The sequence below is a fragment of the Sporocytophaga myxococcoides genome, from assembly GCF_000775915.1.
Lineage (GTDB): Bacteria > Bacteroidota > Bacteroidia > Cytophagales > Cytophagaceae > Sporocytophaga > Sporocytophaga myxococcoides_A.
Genome location: NZ_BBLT01000005.1, coordinates 131,177 through 154,450, shown reverse-complemented (window position 1 = coordinate 154,450; position 23,274 = coordinate 131,177). Strand labels below are relative to the sequence as shown.

Genomic DNA, 23,274 nt, shown 5'->3' with positions numbered 1-23,274 from the left:
TTAGCTTAAAACTGGTTTATAGAAATTTAAACTTGGATTCATTATACCTTTCCTTCTCCTTTTGAAAAATGAAGGGGGATATTTATAATGTCTATTTCAAAGCATTCATTTCATTTGAATACCTGAATTTAATCCGATAAATACATTAGAAACTATAACTGAATCAGAGTTTATAAATTTAAACTCATTACTTCATAAAACCTGGTACAAGTAAAAATTCCTCTTGCACCTGAAGCATACTCCATAGATGTTTAAAATTACTGCAGACAGGATCTGACTAAGGTTAATTTATGATCTGAAATGCGGTAATTTTTATTGTTGTAAATTTAATAGATGCTATCGCAATTCATTTGCTTTCAATTAAATAGAAAAAGATTTACCAAAATCCTTTTCGAAACGAGCAACCTATTATTCAATAATTTTAAAGAAGATAAAATAAACAATTTACCACAACTAATACAAAAAAAAAATCAAATAGTTATAAACATATTCATCTGTCTTTAAACAATTTATCTTATCTCAAAGCTTTACAATTGATAATGATGAAATATTGAGAACAAAATTATTCAACCCTTAAATAAATTTTGCTCTTGTGGAAAGAGAGACGCCTTGCATGACGTCTCTACATATACCATTCAATTTCTAAATCTTACTAATTCTCTATTCCGGAAATCATTAGAACAAATGCAAACTCCTGTGCTATTTCTTCATACACCTTAAACCTTCCGGTAGTTCCTCCATGTCCTGTTTCCATATTCGTTCTAAGGCAAAGCACATTATTATCAGTCTTTAAATCTCTAAGTTTTGCAGTCCATTTAGCCGGTTCCCAATATTGTACCTGTGAATCATGGAGACCCGTAGTGATAAGTATATTGGGATATTCTTTAGACTGGATATTATCATAAGGTGAATAAGATAACATATATTTGTACGATTCCTCATTCTTGGGATTACCCCATTCATCAAATTCTCCGGTCGTAAGAGGAATAGATTCATCCAGCATTGTGCTGACCACATCTACAAAAGGTACCTGAGCAATTATTCCCTTAAACAGATCCGGTCTTAGATTGATTATAGCACCCATCAATAAACCTCCCGCGCTGCCACCTTGTGCAAACAGTTTATCTGAACTGGTGTATCCTTCCTTTATAAGATGTTCTGCACAATTGATGAAATCAGTAAATGTATTTATCTTCTTAAACATTTTACCATCTTCATACCAATGCCTTCCCATCTCCTGTCCGCCTCTGATATGAGCAATAGCGAATATAAAACCGCGATCAAGAAGGCTTAACCTTTTTGATGAAAACTCAGGATCAATACTTATTCCATATGAACCATAGCCATACAACAATGCCGGGTTATTCCCATTCAATGTCAGCCCCTTCTTATATACAACTGACATCGGAATTTTTGTCCCATCATTGGCCACAGCCCAAATTCTCTCTGTTTTATATTCTGAAGGATTATAACCACCTACTACAGTTTCCCGCTTTCTGAGAATCTGTTCCCCTGTCCGCATATTGAAATCATAGACAGTATTGGGAGTTGTTAACGAAGTATATCTAAACCTTAGCCATTCTGTATTTATTTCATAATTATCTTTCGTAAACACAGTATAGGCAGTTTCCTCAAAAGGAAGATATTTTTGCTTACCCGTCCCATGTTCTATGATACTTATATTCGTGCTTGCATTATATCTTTCGCTTAGTACGAAAAAATCTTCAAACACATCAATATCTTCAAGCAATACATCTTTTCTGTGAGGAATTATCTCTTTCCATAACTCTTTTGACGTCTTTCTATCAGTGGTCTCCATAAGCCTGAAGTTAGGTGCATTCAGGTTTGTGAGGATATAGAATTTATCATGAAAATGCTCTACCTGATACTCCAGCTCACTTTCTTTAGCAGTAAATTCAGTAAATTCACCAAGAGGATTGTCTGCATCCAAAATCTTGTAATAAGATGCAAGAGTGCTTGTGGATCCAATAATCAGGAACTTTTTAGACTTGGATTTTTCTATAGCAGTGTAAAACGTCTCATCTTTTTCATGATAAATCAACTTATCTGCTTCAGGACTATCGCCTATGATATGACGATATATACGATCTGGCCTTAATGTTTCTTCATCTTTCTTAGAATAAAAAATTGTTTTATTATCATTCGCCCAGGCAACATACCCTTCGGTATTCGGAATCGGATGTCCGACATATTCACCGGTAACCAGATCCATAAAATAAATAGTATAAATTCTTCTGCTTATAGTATCAAGCCCATATGCCAGTTTGGTATTGTCTTCACTCACAGACAGGCCGACTACATTATAATATTCATGACCCTTTGCCATAACATTAACATCCAGTAGTATTTCTTCCTGAGCTTCAAGTGATCCCTTCTTTCTGCAATAAACAGGATACTCTGATCCCTCACTATATCTGACATAATACCAATAACCATTTTTGAGAAAAGGGACACTTTCATCCTCCTGTTTGATCCTTCCTGTCATCTCGGCATAAAGCTTTCTTTGCAATTTCTCAGTAGGCTTCATGACATTCTGGAAATAATCATTTTCAGCATTGAGATAATCAAATACTTTTTTCGTTTGCTCATCTTGTACTTCAGAGTCTTTTTGCTCATCACTTAATCGCATCCAGAAATAAGGATCATTTCTTATACCTGCATCTGAAACAACCTGATAATCTATCTTCTCTGCAATTGGAGGTGTATTACTATTCAACTGATTCATTAGATTTAAAATCTCATTTAATTTAACTTTATAAATATCACCATTTAAGAATTTAATTCATAATAATTTTCATTGCCATTAACCAAAACATTTAACAACTGCCAAAACTAACTCTCAACTATTCATCTATTAACTTTAATCTATAAAGAAATCGGGAGAAAATTCTATTAACTCAAACAAACATTTTCAGCATGCAGAGGTACTTAATCAAACCTCGATACCATGAGCATTCACTCTAAAACTATAGTATTTGTTACCGGTGCATTTGTTACCAATGCCTGTTGGGAAGACTGGATCCCATATTTTGAAAGCAAAGGTTATAAGGCAATAGCCCCTCCATGGCCTTTTAAAGATGGTACTGCAAAAGAATTGAGAGACCGGCAACCGAATGATATTGATCTTGCAGAACTCACCTTAAGTGAAGTTGTTGATCATTATTCAGAAATTATCAAACAACTTCCGGAGAAACCAATTGTAATTGGCCATTCTTTAGGAGGTCTTATGACTCAGATTATTGTTAACAGAGACATTGCTGCAGCAGGCATTGCGATACATCCTGTTCCTCCATTGGGTGTTTTTCCTTATGAATTTTCATTTTTAAAAGCTGCATGGAAATCATTAGGAATATTTACCTCATTAAAAAAAACTTATCTAATGTCCTTTCCGGATTGGCAATATGCATTTGTAAATGAGATGCCACTTAAAGAACAAAAGGCTGCATATGAAAGGTATACTATCCCGGAATCCAAAATCGTAGCACGAGGAGGACTAACCAACGCTGCAAAGGTAGACTTTGATAAACCTCATGTGCCATTACTCATCACATCAGGAGACCTGGACACTATTACTCCTGCTCATCTCAACAAAAGGAATTTTGACAAGTACAAAAAAAATGGTTCAGTGATAGAGTATAAAGAATTTCAGGGTAGGAATCATTTTGTATTAGGTCAATCTACCTGGAAAGAAGATGCTGACTATATACTGAACTGGCTTAAGAAAGTATAGAGGATTTGTAGCTTATGCTACAAGTCCTTTATGTAAATCTCCCTACTATTAGATATTCTTCTTTAATTTTTAAAGTTTTCTTACATAGTTATAAGAACTTACACCAAAGTAAAACAAAGTATAAAACACTCATATACAAACCCACAATATTTTCTCCCCCTTCTATTAATCGTAAATATGCCTGGAGGGAAACATTGAGTTTACCACACTTTTTATTTTACTACAGACACAACAAAACTATAACAGATTGACATCGTACATGGAAAAATATTAAATGAATTATTTAGTAGTACTTCATAATATTCGTATAAATGTCCTCTGATAACAGTTTTAAATCAAAATACAATAAGCTTTTAATTTCAACCATTTCAGCTACTATTTTTTTAGCTTGCATATTAGTATATACTATTATATCGATCAAAAAAAGTAAAGAGAATGCTTCAGATTTATCAAAGGCTTTATTTAATCTTTCTCAATACGAGTCATCATTCAGGAATTATGTTCTAAATGTTCAGTACGACACAATATCTGCGATAACAGGAGAAAACATGGATATCTCTTCCTTAATGAATTATGCCAGGTTGTTTCAGAAAGATTTGTCCTTACTGGAAGAAAACTTAAAAGGTAAAGACCGTGACACATTGCTTAAGATTAAAGCTAATTATGATACCCTCAATTCAGTATTCTTAAAAGTTTCCCAATTGTTTAATGAACGTGGTTTTAAAAATCATGGTATTGAAGGTAAAATGCACCAGGCGGCACATATTCTTGAAAAAAGCCCTGATACAGATAAGGGGCTTGTACTTACCCTTAGAAAACACGAAAAAGACTTTTTTATAAAAAAGGAAAAAAGCTATATAGGAGCATTTGATCAAACAGTCTCCGATCTCGAAAATCAGATTACATCTCTTCCTGATTCTGATACTAAAAACTATCTGAATGAAGCTTTAAGGTCCTACCAAACCACCTTCCATGAAATTGTGGAAATAGAATCTGTCTTAGGGTTAGAAAAAAACCAGGGATTGATTGGATTTTTGTATTTCACCACTAACCAATCTATCAATAAACTTGATATTTTAAGAACCTTATTTGAAAACAAAAGCAATAATCTCCTATCAACAACACTATTAGCAATCCTTTTTCTCTCATTAGGTCTGATTGCGTTAATTTATTGGGTTCTCAACAAATTCATAAAACCAGCCTTCGATCCAATTCATGAAATACAGATCAGAGCAACAGAAATCAGTGAAGGAAACCTGTCTGTGAAATTTGATGAATTCAGCAATAACAATATGCTTAAAGATCTGATAACTGGTCTTGAGAAGATTGTATTTCGGTTCAAAACTACCATGAACCAGGTTGAAGCTATTAGTTCCCGTAAAATATTAACAGAACTACCATTAACATCAGATAAGGACGAGGTTGGCAAAACTGTGAATCTTATCATCAGGCAACTTAAGAATATTGATGATGATGAGCAACAAAGAGCCTGGCATAATGAAGGCCTGGCTATGTTTGCCAATTTGCTTAGAATTTATATCAATGATGCAGATACTCTTTATGACAACTTCCTTAGGGAAATGGTTAAATATATAGATGCCAATCAAGGTGGTCTTTTTATTCTGGAAGATGAAGATGATGAAGAAAGCTATATGCTGATGAAAGCATGCTATGCATATGACAGAAAAAAATTCATCAACAAGAAAATCAATGAAGGTGAAGGACTTGCCGGTGTATGTTGGCAGGAAGGTGAAACTATCTTCATGACAGAAATTCCTAATGATTACATGTATATAACCTCAGGAGTAGGCGGGGCATCTCCATCCAGCTTAGTGATTGTACCTGTTAAATTCAATGATAAAATATTCGGTGTAATAGAATTAGCTTCATTCAAGATAATTCCTAATCATCAAATCAAATTTATTGAGGCTATTGCTGAGAGTTTCGGATCTACTGTGCATAATATGAAGACAGGCACCAAAACCCGTTCATTGTTAGAACAGTCTCAGATTATGACTGAAGAACTGCGAGCTCAGGAAGAGGAAATGCGCCAGAATATGGAAGAACTTCAGGCGACACAGGAAGAAATGGAAAGAAATGTGAGTTCCCTGAAATCCATGACAAAAGAACTTGAAGTAAGAGAAAGGATTTTCGGATTAACGACTATTCTTTCTGAGGCAGATAAGTATGGAACCATACTTGATATTAACTCTAAATTCGTTGAAGTATCCGGCTATTCAAGGGAAGAATTGATCGGAAAGCCCCATAATATTCTTAGAGATCCTGAAATGCCAAAAGAACTGTTTAAACTCTTCTGGGATACAATTAAGTCAGGAAATATATTCAAAGGAATCATAAAAAACCGAGGCAAAGGTGGGATTGTTTATTGGGTGAATGCTACTATCGTTCCTATAAAAGATGAAGATGGGAATATTGTAAAATACATTGGAGCCCGTTATCATATTGAAGATGAAAAGTTTGCAGAGTATATGTATAACAAACAAGCAAGTGTACTGGGACATCCGTTATTAAAAACCAATTCTTAATTGAATTGTTGAATTAAATTAAGCTCCGGAGATATTACAATTCGTTATAGCTTCGGAGCATTTATTTTTTTAATAAATATTACATAACATAAATCTTTAGCAGTCTCATTATATCTCTCCTGCCTTTTATCGAAATTTGTTCTTGTTTAATAAGTTCTAATTGGGCCTGTGCTAAAGTGTTTGTATATTTAATAGCCAGGAAATGAAAAACAGGATAATCTTTACATTAATTATAATTTACTTTAGCAGTATTACCTTTACTATTGCAAAATCTTCTTCTTTAAAATTAAATTATATCACTGACGATTCTCTTAAGTATACTTTTTCAACTGTTTCAAGCCTTTTTTTACAATCTCCTGAGAAATTTAAAATTGCGGACGATGCAGTAAATATCAGACTTAAAGCAAATAAAATATGGATCATCTTTCCAGCTAAGGGCTTGCCTGAAAATGGAATTTTACTTGTAAAAAATTCTTTTTTAGATCACATCACAGCACATTTCATTAAAGATAATAAACTTATAGAACTCAAAGAATCCGGAGACCTTGCCCCATTCAATTACAGAGATTTACCCATAAACTTTCCCAACTTTTTTATTCCCAAAAACACAGAACTTATTTGCCTTGAAATTCAAATCAAAGGCCCAATGAAAGTCCCTGTTGAGATCTTCTCTGAAAAAGAATTCATAACCGATGTTCAGCAAAATATATCTCTTCACTTTCTTTACCTTGGCCTAATCATTCTTACAATAACCCTCACGCTTACATCCTATTTTTGGCTTAAAGAGAGTTTATTCCTTTACTACGCACTTTCCATCGGTGCAACAGGGTTTCTCACTTTACTTAATTTCGGCTATGCCTTTCAGTATTTCTGGCCCGAGACTCCAATAGTGAATCAATATTGTTTTATTTTCTACTTGCTTACTACTTTCCATTTAGTATTTATAGAAAAGTTGTTACTGTTAAAAAAATATTCTAAATGGCTGTATTTTACATTTAGAGTATTTTATGTAGTCAACATAGTTTCATTTACCCTTAATACGTTTTACTATACCACACTAGTAAATGAAATTGTTTTTTCGGTATTCTGCATAGGTGCTTTATTGCCGCTCTTTGCAGGAGTTTATTTATTTAAAAAATTAAAGAGAATTGAAAAACACACAATTAGCTTTTTTTTAACGGGCAGTATATCTTTCTTCCTTGGAATTCTTATTCACGTCATTACTCTAAATGGAGCCATCCCCTTGAATGTTTTCACAGACAATTCCATTCAAATCGGATCTGCCATTGAAATTATCTTTTTTAACCTGGCTATATTGAGCAGACTTAAATTATTTAAACTGGAGAAAGACAGCATTATCATAGAACAAAAACACTTCCTTGAAACTGAAGTAATGTCCAGAACGCTTGAACTGAGAGAAAAAAACATTCTGATAGAGCTTAAAAACAAGGAACTGAAAGAACAACAAGAACAGCTTGAAAAAATAGTAGAAAAAAGAACCAGTCAGCTTATAAAACTTAATAAGGACCTTAACGACCGCAACTTCAGACTGGAGCAATTTGCTAATATCACAGCGCACAACCTTCGTGGTCCTATTGCTACATTACTGGGACTATGTGAATTGTTTAATGAAGGTACTCCATCAGACCCTCTGAACGCAAAAGTGATTCATAACGTCAAAGAGTCGTCCCTAAAGGTTGATGGTATTCTCAAGGACTTAGCGTCATTGCTGGATCATCATAGAAACACAGATGCTATGATGGAAAAGGTAAAATTTGAAAAAGTATGTCTTGAGGTAATTGATCTTCTTGAAAATGAAATCACAGCAAGCGGCGCTGTAGTCAACTATGACTTTTCTGAAACAGCTTTCACTCCTGCAATTCCATCTTATCTTAAGAATATATTCTTTAATCTTATTCTTAACAGCATTAAATATTGTAAGAAATATTTAATGCCTACTGTCAATATTAAATCCTATACCGAGGGGGATTACCATTTTATTGAGTTCAGGGACAATGGAATAGGCCTGGATCTTACACTATACAGAGAAAAGATTTTTCAGCCTTATCAACGCTTTCATCTTGAAATCCCAGGAAAAGGATTAGGCTTGTTTATCATCAAAACTCAGATTGAAAGTATGGGAGGAAAAATATCTATCGAAAGCGAAATAGGAATAGGAACAGCTTTTACTGTCGCCCTGCCCGCCTCAATATCAGCAGAATATAAAGAGGAGTTGTCTCTAAAAGAGAACAATTAAAGACAAACTCCTGTAAAATTTTATTTATAACTGATTTTAAAAATCGTTCCCTTCACATCATCAGATATGTAAAGTGAACCATCCGGTCCCTCGGCCACACCGCAAGGTCTGTGCTTTGCATCTCCGGGAGAGTTGACCTCTTCTGTACCAGCAAAATTATCTGCAAATATCTCCCATGTCCCAACAGGTTTGCCATCTTTAAATGGAGCAAAAGCTACAAAATAACCTTTTTGTTTTAGAGGCGCTCTGTTCCATGAACCATGAAACGCTATAAATGCTCCGTTTTTATATTTGGCAGGAAACTGATCTCCAGTATAAAATAATAGTCCATTAGGAGCTAAATGTGCCGGAAATACTATAGAAGGATCAATTGCATCTTCTCCACTTGTTTTCTTTCCATCTCCGCCATATTCTGGTGCAAGTATTTTTTTATCCTGAAACTGATCATAGTAAATATATGGCCAACCTGCATTGTCGCCTTTATTTATGGCATACAATACTTCTGCTGGCAATTCGGCACTTTGCTTTTCAGTATATAAATTAGGGTATAATTGAAACAACTGATCTCTTCCATGTTGCATAACAAACAATTGATTGTTCTCTTTATTCCAGTCAAGACCTACAACATTTCTTAAACCTGTGGCATAACGAACACCTTCAGCATAACTCTGATCAGCTTTATCTGTTTTGAATTGCCAGATACCACCCGCAGAATCCAGTATAGGACAAGGAGTCATCCCCTTAGAACCATTGACTCTATCCTTCTCCTGACAAGCATTTGAGGGAGCTCCTATGTTAACATAAATATTGCCATTGTTATCAAGTGTTATGGATTTGGACTCATGCTGCCTTCTGGCCACCAGACCTTTTACAATTTTCTCAGGACTTTTCTGGTTGATTACCTCTCCTTTATCATTAAGTTTATACCTAAATACTTCACTATTGGAAGAAGCGTACAGATAATTATCTTTAATTGCAATACCTGTACCTTTATAATCACCAAAGCCTGATATTTTCTCAGCTTTTCCATCTTTGTTTTTATCTTCAAGATATAACACAGCCCCTTTGTCAGAAGGCCTGTCCAGTTTTACGTAAACATTTCCATGTCTGGTCACGGCAATGTGGCGTGACTTTCCAAGATTGTCCGCGACAATTGTTCCTTTAAACCCCTGAGGTAACTTTAAACCGGTTTTACCGGGATCATTGACAAGTGTAGTAGCAACAAACCCTCTGGCAGAATCACTTCTAAATGATTGTCCATTACATTCTACCTGAAAACTCAGGGAAACTAGTAAAATCAAAATAACCTTTTGCATGGTCTTCAAAATTATATAGTGTTATTAGTTATTAATTAATTATCATGTTTATCAATATAGCCAACACACCCAATTACAAATCAGGTTGATAAAACTTTTATGTTGCCACTATTTTCTGCACCCTTCCTATTTTTCCATTTTCAAGACGAACCTTTATCCCTCTGTGATGTTTAGCCGCGCTTGTTAATATATTTTTCACTATGCCTCTGGTTAACATACCTGTCTTTTGATCCTTCTTTAAAATAATATCCACTAAAATTCCCGGTTTAATATTGGCTCTGGTCTGATTTTCCATTAAATGAAAATTTTCTTTCTAAAATAAATGATCTGAAAATGTTATAAAAATTAATTATGTTCATATACCAAATTATATTTTTCAAATTAGATTAAATATATTGTACTGCAGTTCCTATTAGGATTAAATCTTTTCAAAACCAGGCGAAAAATGAGCTCTAAGACAATCCCCGGCAACATCATTGACATTGAAGGAAGACGCATTTATAAAGGATATATAACAATATCAGACGGACGAATAGAGAAAATCAAAGAATCAGCAGAAGTAAGTGAAAATGTATATATCCTTCCAGGTTTTGTAGATTCTCATGTTCATATAGAAAGCTCTATGCTTGTACCCTCTGAATTTGCCAGACTTGCCGTTTTGCATGGTACTGTAGCTACAGTGTCTGACCCTCATGAAATTGCCAATGTCTGTGGTATGGAAGGCGTTGAATTTATGGTGAATAATGGGAAACAGGTTCCATTTAAATTTAATTTTGGCGCCCCTTCCTGCGTACCTGCAACTACCTTTGAAACTGCAGGAGATGAGATCACTGCGAAAGACATTGAAACGCTTTTAAAAAAGCCTGAAATAAAATATCTGGCAGAAATGATGAACTGGCCAGGTGTACTTTTCGATGATCCGATTGTATACGAAAAGATCAATATTGCAAAAAAACTGGGAAAAGTGATAGATGGGCATGCTCCAGGTCTTAAAGGAGAGCAGGCGAAGCGATATATTGCAGCAGGTATTTCTACAGATCATGAATGCTTCACTGCTGAAGAAGCTTTAGACAAGCTGAAATCAGGAATGAAAATACTTATAAGAGAAGGAAGCGCTGCCAAAAACTTTGAAGCTCTTATCGATCTTTTAAATGATTACGAAGATTCTATTATGTTTTGTTCTGATGATAAGCATCCGGACAATCTTGTTGTAAGGCATATCAATGAGCTGGTGAAAAGAGCTCTAGACAAAGGAATTGATCTATATAAAATCTTGAAAGCAGCCTGCATCAACCCGGTAAAACATTATGGACTGGAAGTTGGCCTTCTTAAATCCGGAGATCCTGCAGATTTTATTATTATTGATAATCTTAAAGACTTTAATATTCTCAAAACATATATAAATGGTGAGCTTGTTGCCGAAAATAAAAAGAGCTATATAAAATCAATATCTGTATCCCCTATTAACAGATTTAATACGCCTTTGAAGAAGGTTTCAGATTTTAAGATAGCATCTTCAACAGGAAAAACCAGAGTGATGGAAGCTCTGGATGGACAACTGATCACCAGATCCATCGATACTGAACTACCACTCGAAAACGGTTTTGTACAAACATTGCCAGAGAAAGACATATTAAAAATCACTGTTGTTAACAGATATAAAGAAGCAATTCCTTCAAAGGCATTCATCAAAGGGTTCGGTTTAAAGCAAGGAGCACTTGCTTCATCTATCGCACATGATTCTCATAATATAGTATCTGTTGGCGTAAATGATGAAGATATTACCAAAGCTGTAAACGAAGTGATCAATAACCGGGGTGGTATATCTGCTGTATTTGAAGGAAAAATTTATTCATTACCTCTTCCGGTTGGTGGATTAATGTCTGCAGATGATGGCTATTTGGTAGCTGATAAATATACAGAGCTTGACAAAATCTCCAAAGCAATGGGAAGCACACTTTCTTCACCATACATGACATTGTCTTTTATGGCTTTGCTGGTGATACCATCTCTTAAACTCAGTGACCTTGGGCTGTTTGATGGAGATAAGTTTGAATTTGTTCAATAAGTTGTAAGTTAAAAGCCGAAAGTTAAAAGCGAATCATTTGATTAGGCCGGGAATACTTTTCTCGGTGTATCTCTATGTCTTCTCTTCATACCTCTGTGTAATAAATTAAATTATACGGAGATTACTAGGCGCGTTATTCCATTTCTTAAACCCAGCGGCCTTGGACTGTTTGATGGAAATAAGTTTGAATTTTTAAAGTAAGATGAGACATAGGTTGAATATTGCACAAACAGTTAATAGTACAAATTTCGCCAAAAAATTCCTGCCCTTAGAATATATCAGCATCATTAATCCATCATTCAAGGCACAGATATTCGTTCTATTTCGTTATGTCAGGTTATATTATTTTTCTAAGCATGCAAATGATGTCCACAACTATAACAATATTCTGCATCATTTCTATGACCTTCTTTGTTGCAATGGGCACATACTATATCATTTAATCTATTATCTTCTTTGTTTTTAGTTTTTTTACTGCCAATAGAATTATCGCCTGCCTTAGCTATTTCCACTCCCACAATTCCCGTTGGTACTGCAATTATGCCGTAACCTATAACCATCAAAATCATCGACAAAAACTGTCCTAAAGCAGTAGTAGGTACCATATCTCCATAGCCAACTGTAGTAAGCGTAACAATGGTATAAAATACACTTCTTGGAATACTCGTAAAACCGTTTTCAGGCCCTTCGATATAATACATTAGTGTTCCTATTAAAATAGCAATAATTAAAACAGTATAGAGAAAAACCATAATTTTTGCACGGCTTGCCAATAGAGCAACTTTTAATTTTGAAGATTCCTCCATAAATTCCATCAAACCGAAAACCCGGAATAGCCTTAATAATCTTAAAATTCTCAGACTACTCAAGATATGACTCCCACTAATAAAAACGGCGAGGAACATTGGCAATATGGACAACAGGTCTATAATACCATAAAAACTAAAAATGTATTTTAACGGTTTCTTGCTGACAAAAATTCTAAATGCATATTCCACAGTAAAAATGACAGTAAAAATCCATTCCAACACCATCAATTCTTTGTGAAAATTACGGTCGATATCCTCAATGGTTTCCGCCATAATAGTAAAAACACTAAGCAAAATGGCTATCAACAAACCAATATCAAAGGCTTTTCCCGCAGGAGTGTTTACCCCATAGATAATGATATATACTTCCTGTTTAAATCGATCTAACTTACTCTTAGGATTTTTAATATAGTCAGGCATAATTACAAGATTCCCTACTCCATTACTAATTTTTATTCTCTTCTTTGTGTTGTCTGCTTAAAACGAGATATCCCAAAACACCACCTATGGTAGAGGCAACAAAAATTCCGATTTTAGCTTGTACCCTAAAAGCTTCATCTATAAAAGCCAGCTGTGAAATAAACAAGGACATTGTAAATCCTATAGAAGCCAGTAGTCCCAATCCAAAAAGGTTTTGCAGATTCATGCCTTGGGGAAAAGATGCGATTCTTATTTTAACACAAAGCCAGGTAAATCCTACTACTCCAACTACTTTACCTATCAATAATCCTAATGCTACCCCAAGAGCGATATTGTTACTAAGTATCTGTTTTATGTCAATGTCCAAAAATGGAACGCCAGCATTGGCTAATGCAAAAATTGGTATGATCAGAAATGTAACAAATGGATGCATAACGTGTTCCAGCCTTTGTAGTGGAGGTATTGCATGTTCTGTATCTATTGATACCTGTTCTAAAATATGTAATTGTTTATTGGTCAAAGTTGGGCTATCGTTAGAGTCTGCTTCTGCGAATTGGTTAAGGTGATTTTTTATCCTCGCAATAAAAACATCTTCTTTGATTTTCACATCAGCTGGAATTGTAAAAGCCGCTAAAACTGACGCAATAGTTGCATGCACACCTGACAATAAAAATGCTGTCCAGACACCACCTATTCCTAATAAAGCATAAAAAAGAACACTTCTCACGCCCATTTTATTACCCATATACATTGCTAAAAGGAATATTAACCCTATCGCCAAATTCATAATTGAAATATCAGACGTATAAAATAATGCAATAACCAAAACAGCACCCAGATCATCCACTATAGCCAAGGCTGTCAAGAAAATTTTCAGTGATAAAGGAATACGATTGCCTAAAAGATACAATACTCCCAGAGCAAAAGCTATATCTGTAGCCATTGGAATACCCCAACCGCTTTGTACTTCTTTCTTTGGATTGAGAATAATATAAATCATAGCTGGTATAAGCATGCCACCAATAGCCGCAACAATTGGAAGCATCGCTTTTCGGGGATTGGATAATTCCCCTGCTACAATTTCTCTTTTAAGTTCTAACCCTATAACAAAAAAGAAAATCGACATTAGTCCATCATTTATCCAATGATGGATGCTGTACTGCAGGTAAGTCTTTCCGTCAAATAGAAAACCTATGTTATGTTCAAAGAAGTGATGGTAATCATTGTACCACGGAGAGTTGGCTAAAAGCAAAGCTATAATTACACTTATACCCAAAACCAGTCCGCCCGATTTCTCCTGTTGTATAAATTTCTGAATAGGTCTTACTACTTTTTCAATCGGAGCTTTTTTCAAATCTGTCAAAATTCTCTGTTATTTAATTTATAATCTTAATCTGTATAAGTGATCAATTTTTCTAAACCAAAATTACCAATTTATTCCTTAATCCCTTTACAAATCAATGCTTGCAGTTTAGGACAAAAGCTAAAGAGCTAAAGGTCAATAGCTAATTTATCAATATTAAGAGGTTACTTCTTTCAATACCGCCATCCAGACAAAGTTTTAGACCTGTTTTAAACCAGTATTATTCTTTCAGATGTCCACAATCCATTATTCTGTACCATGTGTACAGCTATTAAAATTTGATTTTTTCTGATACTCTAGAGGTTAAAAGTAACCAGACGCAAGCGATTTGTTACCACTTTAAGAAAGTGTATCAAATTGAAAACGGATTAATTTGTGGAAATACAAAACTTATGAAAAAATAAAAAAACTATGAAAATTGAATTCGAGAGTAGTTTAAAAAGGTATAATTAATAATTTCTTAAGTGAACCAACGCATCTTTTTTAGAACAACAAGGAACACTAAGTTTTCAGTCTTCAAAAAAAAAGGCCCTCCGAAAATCGGAGAGCCCTTTTTGGGAATTATTTAAACTTTATGAAAATCCTTTATATCAAAAGATTACAAACCGTAAGGATGCTTGTAAGATCTCGAACTTTTAATCTGAGGCATATAAGTCGCAACAGTTGCTTTATTGGAAGTTTTTCCTGAGTTAAAACTTTGCTTATAATTCTCTTTTACTGTTATCTCACTTGTCTCAATTGAAACAGGATTTCCAAGCTTATTCTCCTTCGCATACTTTGCTTTATTAGCTTGTTTATAATTGTTGATAGAATAAGTAGGATCACTATTTACTCCATTTTGTGCAAAAGATACCTGAGCTGCAAGTACCATTAAGCCAGCAATTATCATGTGTTTCATAACAGTTATTTATTTTTATTTCTGCTAATAAAACAATTTACACCGAACTTATAAATCACAAAAAACACTAACCCATATACAGTATTTACAACAGTATAGATATCAGTATTTACCCCTATTTAACATATAAAATACTCATTATCTAAGATTTATAACGCAATAACTACTTAATACTTTTTTTCAAAGTATTATTTTTCTTATTAGGTAGATTGCCGATCATATTGCAAATGATTTTTCTGCGAAGGACTTATAATGACATTTCGCATAAGCTAGGTAGAATAACCTTAATAGCTGACAAAAATACCATGAAGGAAAAAATTTTAATAACCTTTTTGATTGTTTTATTCAGTCACCCAAAAAGCCTTCCGGTTTTTGGGAAGGCTTTATCAGAAATTTATTAGAACTTTATAAAACCTTTAATCAGAAGATTTCAAACCATATGGATGGATGATTGTATGATTTCGAACTTTAAATCTGAGGCATTCAAGTAGCTACTGATTCTTTATTTGAAGCTTTACCTGAATTTAAGCTTTGCTTTAGTTTTCTTTTACAGCTACCCGACTTGTCTCAATTGAAACAGGATCACCAAGCTTATTCTCCTTCGCATACCTTGCTTGATTAGCTTGTTTATAATTGTTGATGAATAAGTAGGGTCATTATTTACTCCATTTTGCGCAAAAGATATCTGAGCTGCGAGTCCATAAAGCCTGCAATTATCATTGCTTAATAATTGTTGTTCGTTTTGTTACCAAAATAAATAATACCGACTTTGCAAATAACGAAAAATACTAACAAACAAACGGTATAAACAACAGTAAATAAACAAGGATTTACCCTTAAGATATTAATCTATAAGATTAAGTTTTATCGCTTTTTTGATCAATTCTGCTGAATTGCTTACGCGTAACTTTTTCAACATATTGATACGATGTGACTCTACGGTTCTGATACTGATCCCTAATTCGTCAGCAATCTGTTTGGTGCTAAAACCTTTTGCAACGAACTGTAATACTTCTTTTTCTCTGGGTGTAACTTCAGAAGTCTCTAGAGCTTCAGGCTTTCCATAGTTTTCAGCAAGCAGATTCACAACAAAGGGGCTAAAATATTTCCCTCCATCATAAACGGTCTTGATAGCCTTTGCCAGCTCTGCATTTTCTATATTTTTAAGTAAATAGCCCTGAGCGCCTATTTTGATTGCCCTCAGTACGTATTCTCTTTCTTCATGCATGGTCAGCACAATGAATTTAAAATAGGGATTTTCCTTTTTTAGCTGTTCCATTGCATCCAGTCCTCCCTGGCCAGGCATAGTGATATCTGTGAGGATCACATCATGTTCAATGGTATGAGCCATCTTTACCAGATCTTGCCCATCCGTTGCTTCTCCTACAATTTCAAAGGCTTCATTCTTTCCAAGTAATGTCCTGAATCCTGCTCTGATCAGGGAATGATCGTCTGCCAGTATTAATTTTATCTTACTCATATTTAATCTCTGTTTATAGGGATTTCAAGTTCTGTAATTGTTCCCTCCCCCTGGATTGATTCTATATGCAACTCACCATTCAGCAATTTAGCTCTTTCATTCATACTAGTTAAGCCAAATCCTCCCTTTTTTATTACATCAGCTTTATCAAAGCCAATCCCATTGTCTTTAAGTTTCAGATATAAATAGTCATCCTGCTCCATAACATCCAAAAATACATCTGTAGCTTTCGCATGTTTTATAATATTATTCAATCCCTCCTGAACTATTCTGAAAACAGGAACACTTACTTCAAAATTCAAAGGTTTGTCTGTTTCTTTTATGTAAGTAAATTCAATATTCAATCGGGAATATTTTTTTACATTATCACATAAACCTCTCAGGCCCGCTTCCAGCCCAAAATCCACGAGAACACTAGGCATCACGTTATAGGATATCCTTCTTACTTCCCCAATTGTATTATTAACAAGATCCAGTACTTCCTGTTTTTCTTCTTGCTTTTCTTTATCCTTTGCCTCCATTGCATCCAGACGAAGTTTGACCACTGTCAGCAATTGACCTATTCCATCGTGTAGCTCCCTTACAAAACGTTTACGTTCATTTTCCTGACCTTCCAATAATGCTGATGCTTTTTCCCTTACCAGCCTTACTTCTCTTTCCTGAAGCATTTTAATTTTATCCCTCATACTCAATAGAGCAAGGCCCAGTGTGTCCTTGTCGCTTAGGGTTGTAAATGTTGCTTCAAAATTACCAGCTCCGGTCTGATGGGCAAATTCAGTAGTCCTTTTTGTACCCTCTACCAGCTGTCTGGTAGCCTCTGTAATTTGGGCTATTTCATCATTTCCTTTGCTCTTTATGGAAAATCCGGGAATAACTCCCTTGGACAAACTCATTATTATATCTTTGAGATACAAAATCGGATTTGAAATCGCATTAGAGATAAAATAGGTAACAATCAATATTACTATTATTAGTACTACTGTAATAGCTATGATATAATTTTTTAGCTGATTAATCGGTTTGACAGCTTCCTGATAATCAATTTCGGAAATGATTGCCCAGGGAAGGTCAAAGTTTAATTTTCTATAAGCACTTAATACCTTAATATTTCTGTAATCCTGTAAAATATGCCGGCCTTCTTCTTTAAAAACATTCTGAACAGCCTCTGAATTTACATGTATATTTAAAGGGAGACTATCAGGGAAAAACCTGGATACAGAGCGCATTCTTTTATCTGATGCTACCAGATACGATTCCCCCGTTGTTCCCATTCCTGTTCTTTCATATAAAATTCTTTGAAACTTTGAGAAATGTTCTTTTATAACGATAAACCCTCCCGGATGCAGAGGATCTTTTTGGGAATGCAATGGAATTATATATAGCAAAACGGGATGACCTACATGGTCATATATAGATGCATCATAGTACACAAAGTCCTTGTTCAATTCTTTTAAACTATCCGCTTTGGTACGGGTAAATTGTTTTAAAAAAGCAGTATCTGCATTTAAGGCATAAATACTGTTCAGGTGACTATCTGCGATAATAATATTATCAAAATCATAAAGACTACCAATGTTGTTTAATTCGTTTTTCTGATGATCATCGAGGTAAACTTTATGTTTTTCTATATCGGCAATTGCATCGGTTTTCTCAAGAAAATCTGTCCGACCGAATAAAAAAATCAGATTCTTTTCTGTTCGGTTAAAATAATTCTCCATTTGATTTTTTTTAAGAATATTGACCGAAGACAATTGATCAAGAGTTCTTTCTATCAGTGACTTTTTAAGAATATTATAAAACAAAAATGAGAGTATGAGGACTGAAAATAATCCTATAGCCACATGTGAAATGAATATTTTGTAAAAAATCCGCATTCTTGTTAAATTTTTTTAGTCACAACTCAAATATTAGCATTTTGAATTTAAAAAAACATTTTTTGAATCATAAAATCTTATCCGGATATTTATAAGAAGGTAAAAAGAAAAAGCCTGCCTTTCGGCAAGCTCCTACTACTATACTCAATAAACACAATCGTTATCGGATTATCCCTAATCCTCCTTTATATTCATTAAATTTTGGAAATATCATCTGAGGATCTTTTACCAGATTTCTCTTGACCATTATCTCACTCAATACGGTTCGATAATCAGTTGTTACAGCAAGATCTACACCATTGTCCAGTTGTTCATTTGCAAGTCCTGGCCATGATCCGTACATATTTCCTCCATTGACATTTCCTCCCAGCACCATCATTACGCTTCCATGCCCATGATCTGTACCTCCACTTTTATTGGCCTTAAGCCTTCTCCCGAATTCAGTCATCAGCACAATTGTCACTTTTTTATGATAAGCATGAATGTCATTGTAGAAGGCATTAAGGTTCCATGACAAAGCCTGTATCCACCTCGGAAATTTCCATTCCTGATTATCGTGCATATCCCAGCCATCGTAATCTATGGTTGCAATCTTAAGGCCAGCTTCCATTTTAATGAGCTGAGCTACAGTCTTAAAGGAACTTGACAGCTCCTCTCCTGGCCATGAGCTGTAATAATCAGCCGACTTATCAGGAGTGTAGGAATCAAAACTTAATCCTTTTGATGATTTGGCAATATGTGCAATGTTCTGAAGCGCTCCCTTACCTGATCGATGTACAAGAGAATTACCAGCTCCATACATTTCTGAGAGCATATTAATAAGATCCGGACCAAAATCCAGACTTAGATTTTTCATTTCAGTAATATTCATTTGCTCCATGCTTCCAAGCAAAGATGCAGGAGGAATTGATCCAATAGCATATGCTGGTACTATATTACCTTTGTGAAATGACTGAAGGTATCTGGTAAGCCAGCCCTGAGAAAGATTTTTATCACTGTTACTTCCAAGCTCCATCAGATCCTGGGCTTCAAAGTGACTCCTTGTTCCATTGGTAAGCCCTGCAGCGTGAATCAAAGCAAGGGATTTATTTTCATACAATTCTTTTAATGCATAAGCTTCAGGGTGTAATCTGAAATCAGCCTGAACAAGATTCTGGTTTATCTTTAAAGCATCTTCCTGCAAGGCCATCTTGCCTCCCCTTGCAGCTCTGTAATGACTGTCGTCTACGGGCGCTAGAAAATTCAACCCATCCATGCCCCCTCGGAGAAATACAATTACTATAGTTTCTCTTGAATCGTCTTCAGTCAAAAAATAATCCGAGCCTAATCCTGTTGTCATCAGGTATTCGGCGCATCCTTTTATAAGCGATCTTCTATCCATGGTTATCGAGTTTGAAATTCCGGAGTTGACAATAAAAATTGAGCAAGCATGGTTAGCTTTTGCTCCATTTGTGTTTCATTGATTGTTGGTATAGAATCAGGTGCTGCATTATCTGCAAGCAAAACAGCAATCCTGGAACGGTACTTTTCCTGGAGCCTGATTCCTGTAAGTTTTTCAGACCAGTAATCTGCAATAGCCTGATATGAAAGTCCTCCCGGAGTTTGTTCAGCAAATTTGAATTTAAATACACCCATACCCTTCCAATATAAAATTGAACTGATAGTTCTCCATCGCGTTAGCATAGCTCCGGGCCCCATCCAGTTACTATCTTTATCCGGATGCCCTGTAGGTGCGGGCCACATGAAAGGTTTGTAGCCCATTCCCATGATCTGCCATTGCAGCATCATAGTGGGGGTAAATTCTGCTTCTGTAGCTCTTGCGACTGAAACAATGAATTCATATGGTCGCTTTACCTTTTGTCCTTTATAATTCAAGAATTCAGGAGATTCAAAGATAGCCTGCAAGGTAATTTTTATCTGATCTGGGGAATTAATATTTTGCAACCATACGGCTTGAGCTTTACTCAGCAAGGATGAAGGATAATCGTCCCCCATAAATCGAAGCAAAAACTTTCTGCAGATGTTTTTTCCAGTTCCCGGATGAAAAGCAACCAGATCCAATACTTTCCTGCCATCATACATTGCTGGCATATTTGACTTTATCTCATGACCGAGTATTCTTTTCTGATAATTATCATGCCAGGCATCATAATAAAAAAACTCTCCGGTATCCGGAAATTCCTCCCGACCTCCGCCCCTCCAGATGAAACTGCCGTCAGCCACTGTCCATCCGGTGAAGGCCCTTGAAGCTTCATATACATCTTCGTCTATATATCCCACAGGCTTTCCCTCCAAAGCGCCAGGAACATCTCTCCATCTGTCGTAGAGACTGTTCAGGTAGTGTTCTGAGCCCAGTGTATGAAGCTCAAAAAGTTCTCTTGCATAGTTTTCATTTGCTGGACTAGCCTGACTGGATTTATTATTAAGATAATAAAGCATAGCCGGACTTTTAGCCACATCTTCCAGAAACTGACGAAAATTTCCAAATGCATGTTTCCTGATAACATCCCTGTCATATGTTGGCATACAGCTTCCCATAGCCATATCACCATTTACTGTTACATTAAAATGGTTGTGCCAGAATTCAACCATCATTTCCTTTAACTGCCATGGACTGTAAACTGCACGGATCCAGTTAGCACTTACGACTTCCATTCCTGGCCTTATCCATTCGTGCCAGCCTTTTTCTTTTACCTTTTCAAATTCTTTTCTGCAAAACTTAAGATCTTTATCAAGATAAGTAATGGGCCTCCATTCATCCACATTATAACCATTATAGTCATATTTAATGTCCAGTTGAGTTGAATGGATACGTTGTAAAATTTCCTGACTGTCCTCCGATGGCGCATTCAGCTGTTCCTTTATATAAGCCTGAAAACCGTTCTTTTTAACCTTAAGGATATCTTTCTTTAAGGGTCCGTAGGTTACTTTCCCCAGCAAGTTCCACGTTTGATCCTTTTGGCTTTGAAAAGTTGTGGAATTTAACTCAAGAGGTTTTGCCGTCAGCAATTTCTCAGGAAGAAGAAAAGGGAGCGCCATGAGTGATCCGGCCTGAATAAATGTCCTTCTTTTTATCATTAAGTTTTCTTTTTTTATGGATTATCAGAAATTAGAAAAAGACAAATTCCAATAAGAATTTTATAATTTCCTTAACGCTAAAAGTAGGCTTTCGTCCCTGAAAATGGTTTGCTAAAAAATTAAAAGGCTTTGCAAAAAGCTAAAAAAGGCTAAATAAGAAGGATAATCAACTAATTGTAGATTTTTGATCCTGTTTTCTGAAATCGTTTGGTGAGCATTTTTCGGATTCCTTAAAAACCCTGTTGAAATGAGAGACATTTCCATATCCGACTTTATAGGCAATTTCTGAAATCTGAAGGTCAGAGGTTTTCAGCAGCCGCTTTGCTTCAGTAATTCTAAGACTATTGAGAAACTGCTTGAAATTCATCTCAGTTTTCTTTTTTATCATGGAAGAAACCTTTTGTTCATAGATTCCTGTAGCGTCCACAACATCCAAAATTGATAGCTCAGATTTAGAATAATTAGATGTAATATATTGAAAAACAGCTTCCTCCTCTTTTTCAAAATGATTCAAAACCTCCGTTTTCTTATAAGTGAATTGTAGCGGAACAACTGACTTTTCTTTTTTTCTAATAATAAAGAAGAGAAAAATGTAATAAACCAGACAACCGACTGCAGCATATACAATAAAAGGGATGAGACTTTTATAAAAAATCAACGCCTCTATTTCTATCTGATCTTCCTTATCCAAAGGAATAGATACACAATTGGAAATATTTATATAATGCACTTTAGAATAATCTGATTTACCGATTTCATTCTCGGTTTTTTGATTGATAGTAAACCACCATTCAGGAGTTTCTAAATCAGCTAAATCTGTAGTTATTTCATTGAAGTCTTTATCAGAATTGATTATAACCTGATTGTTTTTGTATGAATTGAAATCTACATTCCTCGAATAGTTTTGAATACTTGTACCTATGGCAAGTTTAAGCCTTTTCCCCTCTTTTGCCTTTAACTTCAGTTTTATTTCATCAAAACCTGAAAGATCAATAAAACTCGGATTTATCGGATAAAAAGTTATTCCGGAAAAAGGATATTCCACACCTTTTTTCAAAGTGTAGCTGAAAACAATTTTGTCTGCTTTTTTTATCTCCTCTGAGACAGAGTTCCCTCCACTATTCCTGTCATCATATATTCCATAATACAATTCTTTGTCTTGGGGATTTTCTAAGCAATATTGAATCAGATTTAAAGGGGATTTATAGTAAAAAGGAAAGGTCATTAAAATAATTGCAAGGGGAAGAAGTACTAATAAAAACTTTAAGTTCTTATTGAAAAATGTCAGAATAAGTTGGAACCAGGCAGATTTCATCAAATTTCGGTCAGTGCGATATTAATAATACCAAAGGATAAAATTACAAAACATTATCATCCTTTGGTATTATATCTGAAAACTTTAACGATGAGCTAT

General features: G+C 35.0%; 15 protein-coding genes. 4 read left to right on the top strand and 11 right to left on the bottom strand.

From position 1 onward, the window contains the following. Positions 1–652: 652 nt before the first annotated feature. Entirely contained in the window at positions 653–2,746 is a 2,094-nt protein-coding gene (locus MYP_RS13275) for a S9 family peptidase (RefSeq protein ID WP_052430190.1), read from the bottom strand. A gap of 222 nt (positions 2,747–2,968) precedes the next feature. On the opposite strand from MYP_RS13275, the gene MYP_RS13270 reads away from it, so the two are divergent. The 3 genes from MYP_RS13270 (at position 2,969) to MYP_RS25095 (ending at position 8,554) form a co-directional block, all read left to right on the top strand. Continuing rightward, a complete protein-coding gene (locus tag MYP_RS13270) occupies positions 2,969–3,751 on the top strand; it encodes an alpha/beta hydrolase (protein ID WP_045464253.1) in 783 nt (260 codons plus the stop codon). Positions 3,752–4,062: 311 nt separating this feature from the next. Beyond that, positions 4,063–6,297, top strand: a complete 2,235-nt coding sequence (locus tag MYP_RS13265; RefSeq protein WP_045464251.1) for a PAS domain-containing protein — start codon at positions 4,063–4,065, stop codon at positions 6,295–6,297. A 202-nt stretch (positions 6,298–6,499) separates the two neighbouring features. Beyond that, a complete protein-coding gene (locus tag MYP_RS25095; RefSeq protein WP_052430189.1) occupies positions 6,500–8,554 on the top strand; it encodes a sensor histidine kinase in 2,055 nt (684 codons plus the stop codon). Between the two features lie 20 nt (positions 8,555–8,574). Here the strand turns inward: MYP_RS25095 and MYP_RS13255 are convergent, their stop codons facing one another. Further along, a complete protein-coding gene (locus tag MYP_RS13255) occupies positions 8,575–9,870 on the bottom strand; it encodes a PQQ-dependent sugar dehydrogenase (protein ID WP_045464249.1) in 1,296 nt (431 codons plus the stop codon). 97 nt (positions 9,871–9,967) lie between these two features. Continuing rightward, the gene (locus MYP_RS13250) at positions 9,968–10,165 is read right to left on the bottom strand and encodes a YwbE family protein (protein ID WP_045464247.1); all 198 of its coding nucleotides are present in this window, start codon (positions 10,163–10,165) and stop codon (positions 9,968–9,970) included. A 150-nt stretch (positions 10,166–10,315) separates the two neighbouring features. Here MYP_RS13250 and ade point away from each other — a divergent pair, with 150 nt between their 5' ends. Further along, entirely contained in the window at positions 10,316–11,938 is a 1,623-nt protein-coding gene (ade, locus tag MYP_RS13245; RefSeq protein ID WP_045464245.1) for an adenine deaminase, read from the top strand. A 350-nt stretch (positions 11,939–12,288) separates the two neighbouring features. Here the strand turns inward: ade and MYP_RS13240 are convergent, their stop codons facing one another. The 8 genes from MYP_RS13240 to MYP_RS13205 form a co-directional block, all read right to left on the bottom strand. Beyond that, positions 12,289–13,167, bottom strand: coding sequence for an ion transporter (locus tag MYP_RS13240; protein ID WP_045464243.1), 879 nt, complete (start codon positions 13,165–13,167; stop codon positions 12,289–12,291). Positions 13,168–13,192: 25 nt separating this feature from the next. Beyond that, a complete protein-coding gene (nhaA, locus tag MYP_RS13235; RefSeq protein ID WP_045464241.1) occupies positions 13,193–14,530 on the bottom strand; it encodes a Na+/H+ antiporter NhaA in 1,338 nt (445 codons plus the stop codon). 598 nt (positions 14,531–15,128) lie between these two features. Continuing rightward, positions 15,129–15,428: a hypothetical protein gene (locus tag MYP_RS13230; protein WP_045464239.1), complete on the bottom strand. Its 300-nt coding sequence runs from the start codon at positions 15,426–15,428 to the stop codon at positions 15,129–15,131. Positions 15,429–16,272: 844 nt separating this feature from the next. Then, the gene (locus MYP_RS13225) at positions 16,273–16,908 is read right to left on the bottom strand and encodes a response regulator (protein ID WP_045464237.1); all 636 of its coding nucleotides are present in this window, start codon (positions 16,906–16,908) and stop codon (positions 16,273–16,275) included. A 2-nt stretch (positions 16,909–16,910) separates the two neighbouring features. Next, positions 16,911–18,782, bottom strand: coding sequence for a sensor histidine kinase (locus tag MYP_RS25090; protein ID WP_052430188.1), 1,872 nt, complete (start codon positions 18,780–18,782; stop codon positions 16,911–16,913). A 160-nt stretch (positions 18,783–18,942) separates the two neighbouring features. Then, positions 18,943–20,163 carry a DUF1501 domain-containing protein gene (locus MYP_RS13215; protein WP_052430187.1) on the bottom strand — a complete coding sequence of 407 codons (1,221 nt, stop codon included), beginning with the start codon at positions 20,161–20,163 and terminating at the stop codon, positions 18,943–18,945. A gap of 2 nt (positions 20,164–20,165) precedes the next feature. After that, positions 20,166–21,860, bottom strand: coding sequence for a DUF1800 domain-containing protein (locus MYP_RS13210; RefSeq protein ID WP_045464233.1), 1,695 nt, complete (start codon positions 21,858–21,860; stop codon positions 20,166–20,168). Positions 21,861–22,026: 166 nt separating this feature from the next. Next, entirely contained in the window at positions 22,027–23,085 is a 1,059-nt protein-coding gene (locus MYP_RS13205) for a helix-turn-helix domain-containing protein (protein WP_197060080.1), read from the bottom strand. Positions 23,086–23,274: the final 189 nt, after the last annotated feature.

Coding starts and splice junctions, on each gene's coding strand:
- MYP_RS13275 (WP_052430190.1), bottom strand. CDS start 2,746: ATGAATCAGTTGAATAGTAATACACCTCCAATTGCAGAGAAGATAGAT.
- MYP_RS13270 (WP_045464253.1), top strand. CDS start 2,969: ATGAGCATTCACTCTAAAACTATAGTATTTGTTACCGGTGCATTTGTT.
- MYP_RS13265 (WP_045464251.1), top strand. CDS start 4,063: ATGTCCTCTGATAACAGTTTTAAATCAAAATACAATAAGCTTTTAATT.
- MYP_RS25095 (WP_052430189.1), top strand. CDS start 6,500: ATGAAAAACAGGATAATCTTTACATTAATTATAATTTACTTTAGCAGT.
- MYP_RS13255 (WP_045464249.1), bottom strand. CDS start 9,870: ATGCAAAAGGTTATTTTGATTTTACTAGTTTCCCTGAGTTTTCAGGTA.
- MYP_RS13250 (WP_045464247.1), bottom strand. CDS start 10,165: ATGGAAAATCAGACCAGAGCCAATATTAAACCGGGAATTTTAGTGGAT.
- ade (WP_045464245.1), top strand. CDS start 10,316: ATGAGCTCTAAGACAATCCCCGGCAACATCATTGACATTGAAGGAAGA.
- MYP_RS13240 (WP_045464243.1), bottom strand. CDS start 13,167: ATGCCTGACTATATTAAAAATCCTAAGAGTAAGTTAGATCGATTTAAA.
- MYP_RS13230 (WP_045464239.1), bottom strand. CDS start 15,428: ATGAAACACATGATAATTGCTGGCTTAATGGTACTTGCAGCTCAGGTA.
- MYP_RS13225 (WP_045464237.1), bottom strand. CDS start 16,908: ATGAGTAAGATAAAATTAATACTGGCAGACGATCATTCCCTGATCAGA.
- MYP_RS25090 (WP_052430188.1), bottom strand. CDS start 18,782: ATGCGGATTTTTTACAAAATATTCATTTCACATGTGGCTATAGGATTA.
- MYP_RS13215 (WP_052430187.1), bottom strand. CDS start 20,163: ATGGATAGAAGATCGCTTATAAAAGGATGCGCCGAATACCTGATGACA.
- MYP_RS13210 (WP_045464233.1), bottom strand. CDS start 21,860: ATGATAAAAAGAAGGACATTTATTCAGGCCGGATCACTCATGGCGCTC.
- MYP_RS13205 (WP_197060080.1), bottom strand. CDS start 23,085: ATGACCTTTCCTTTTTACTATAAATCCCCTTTAAATCTGATTCAATAT.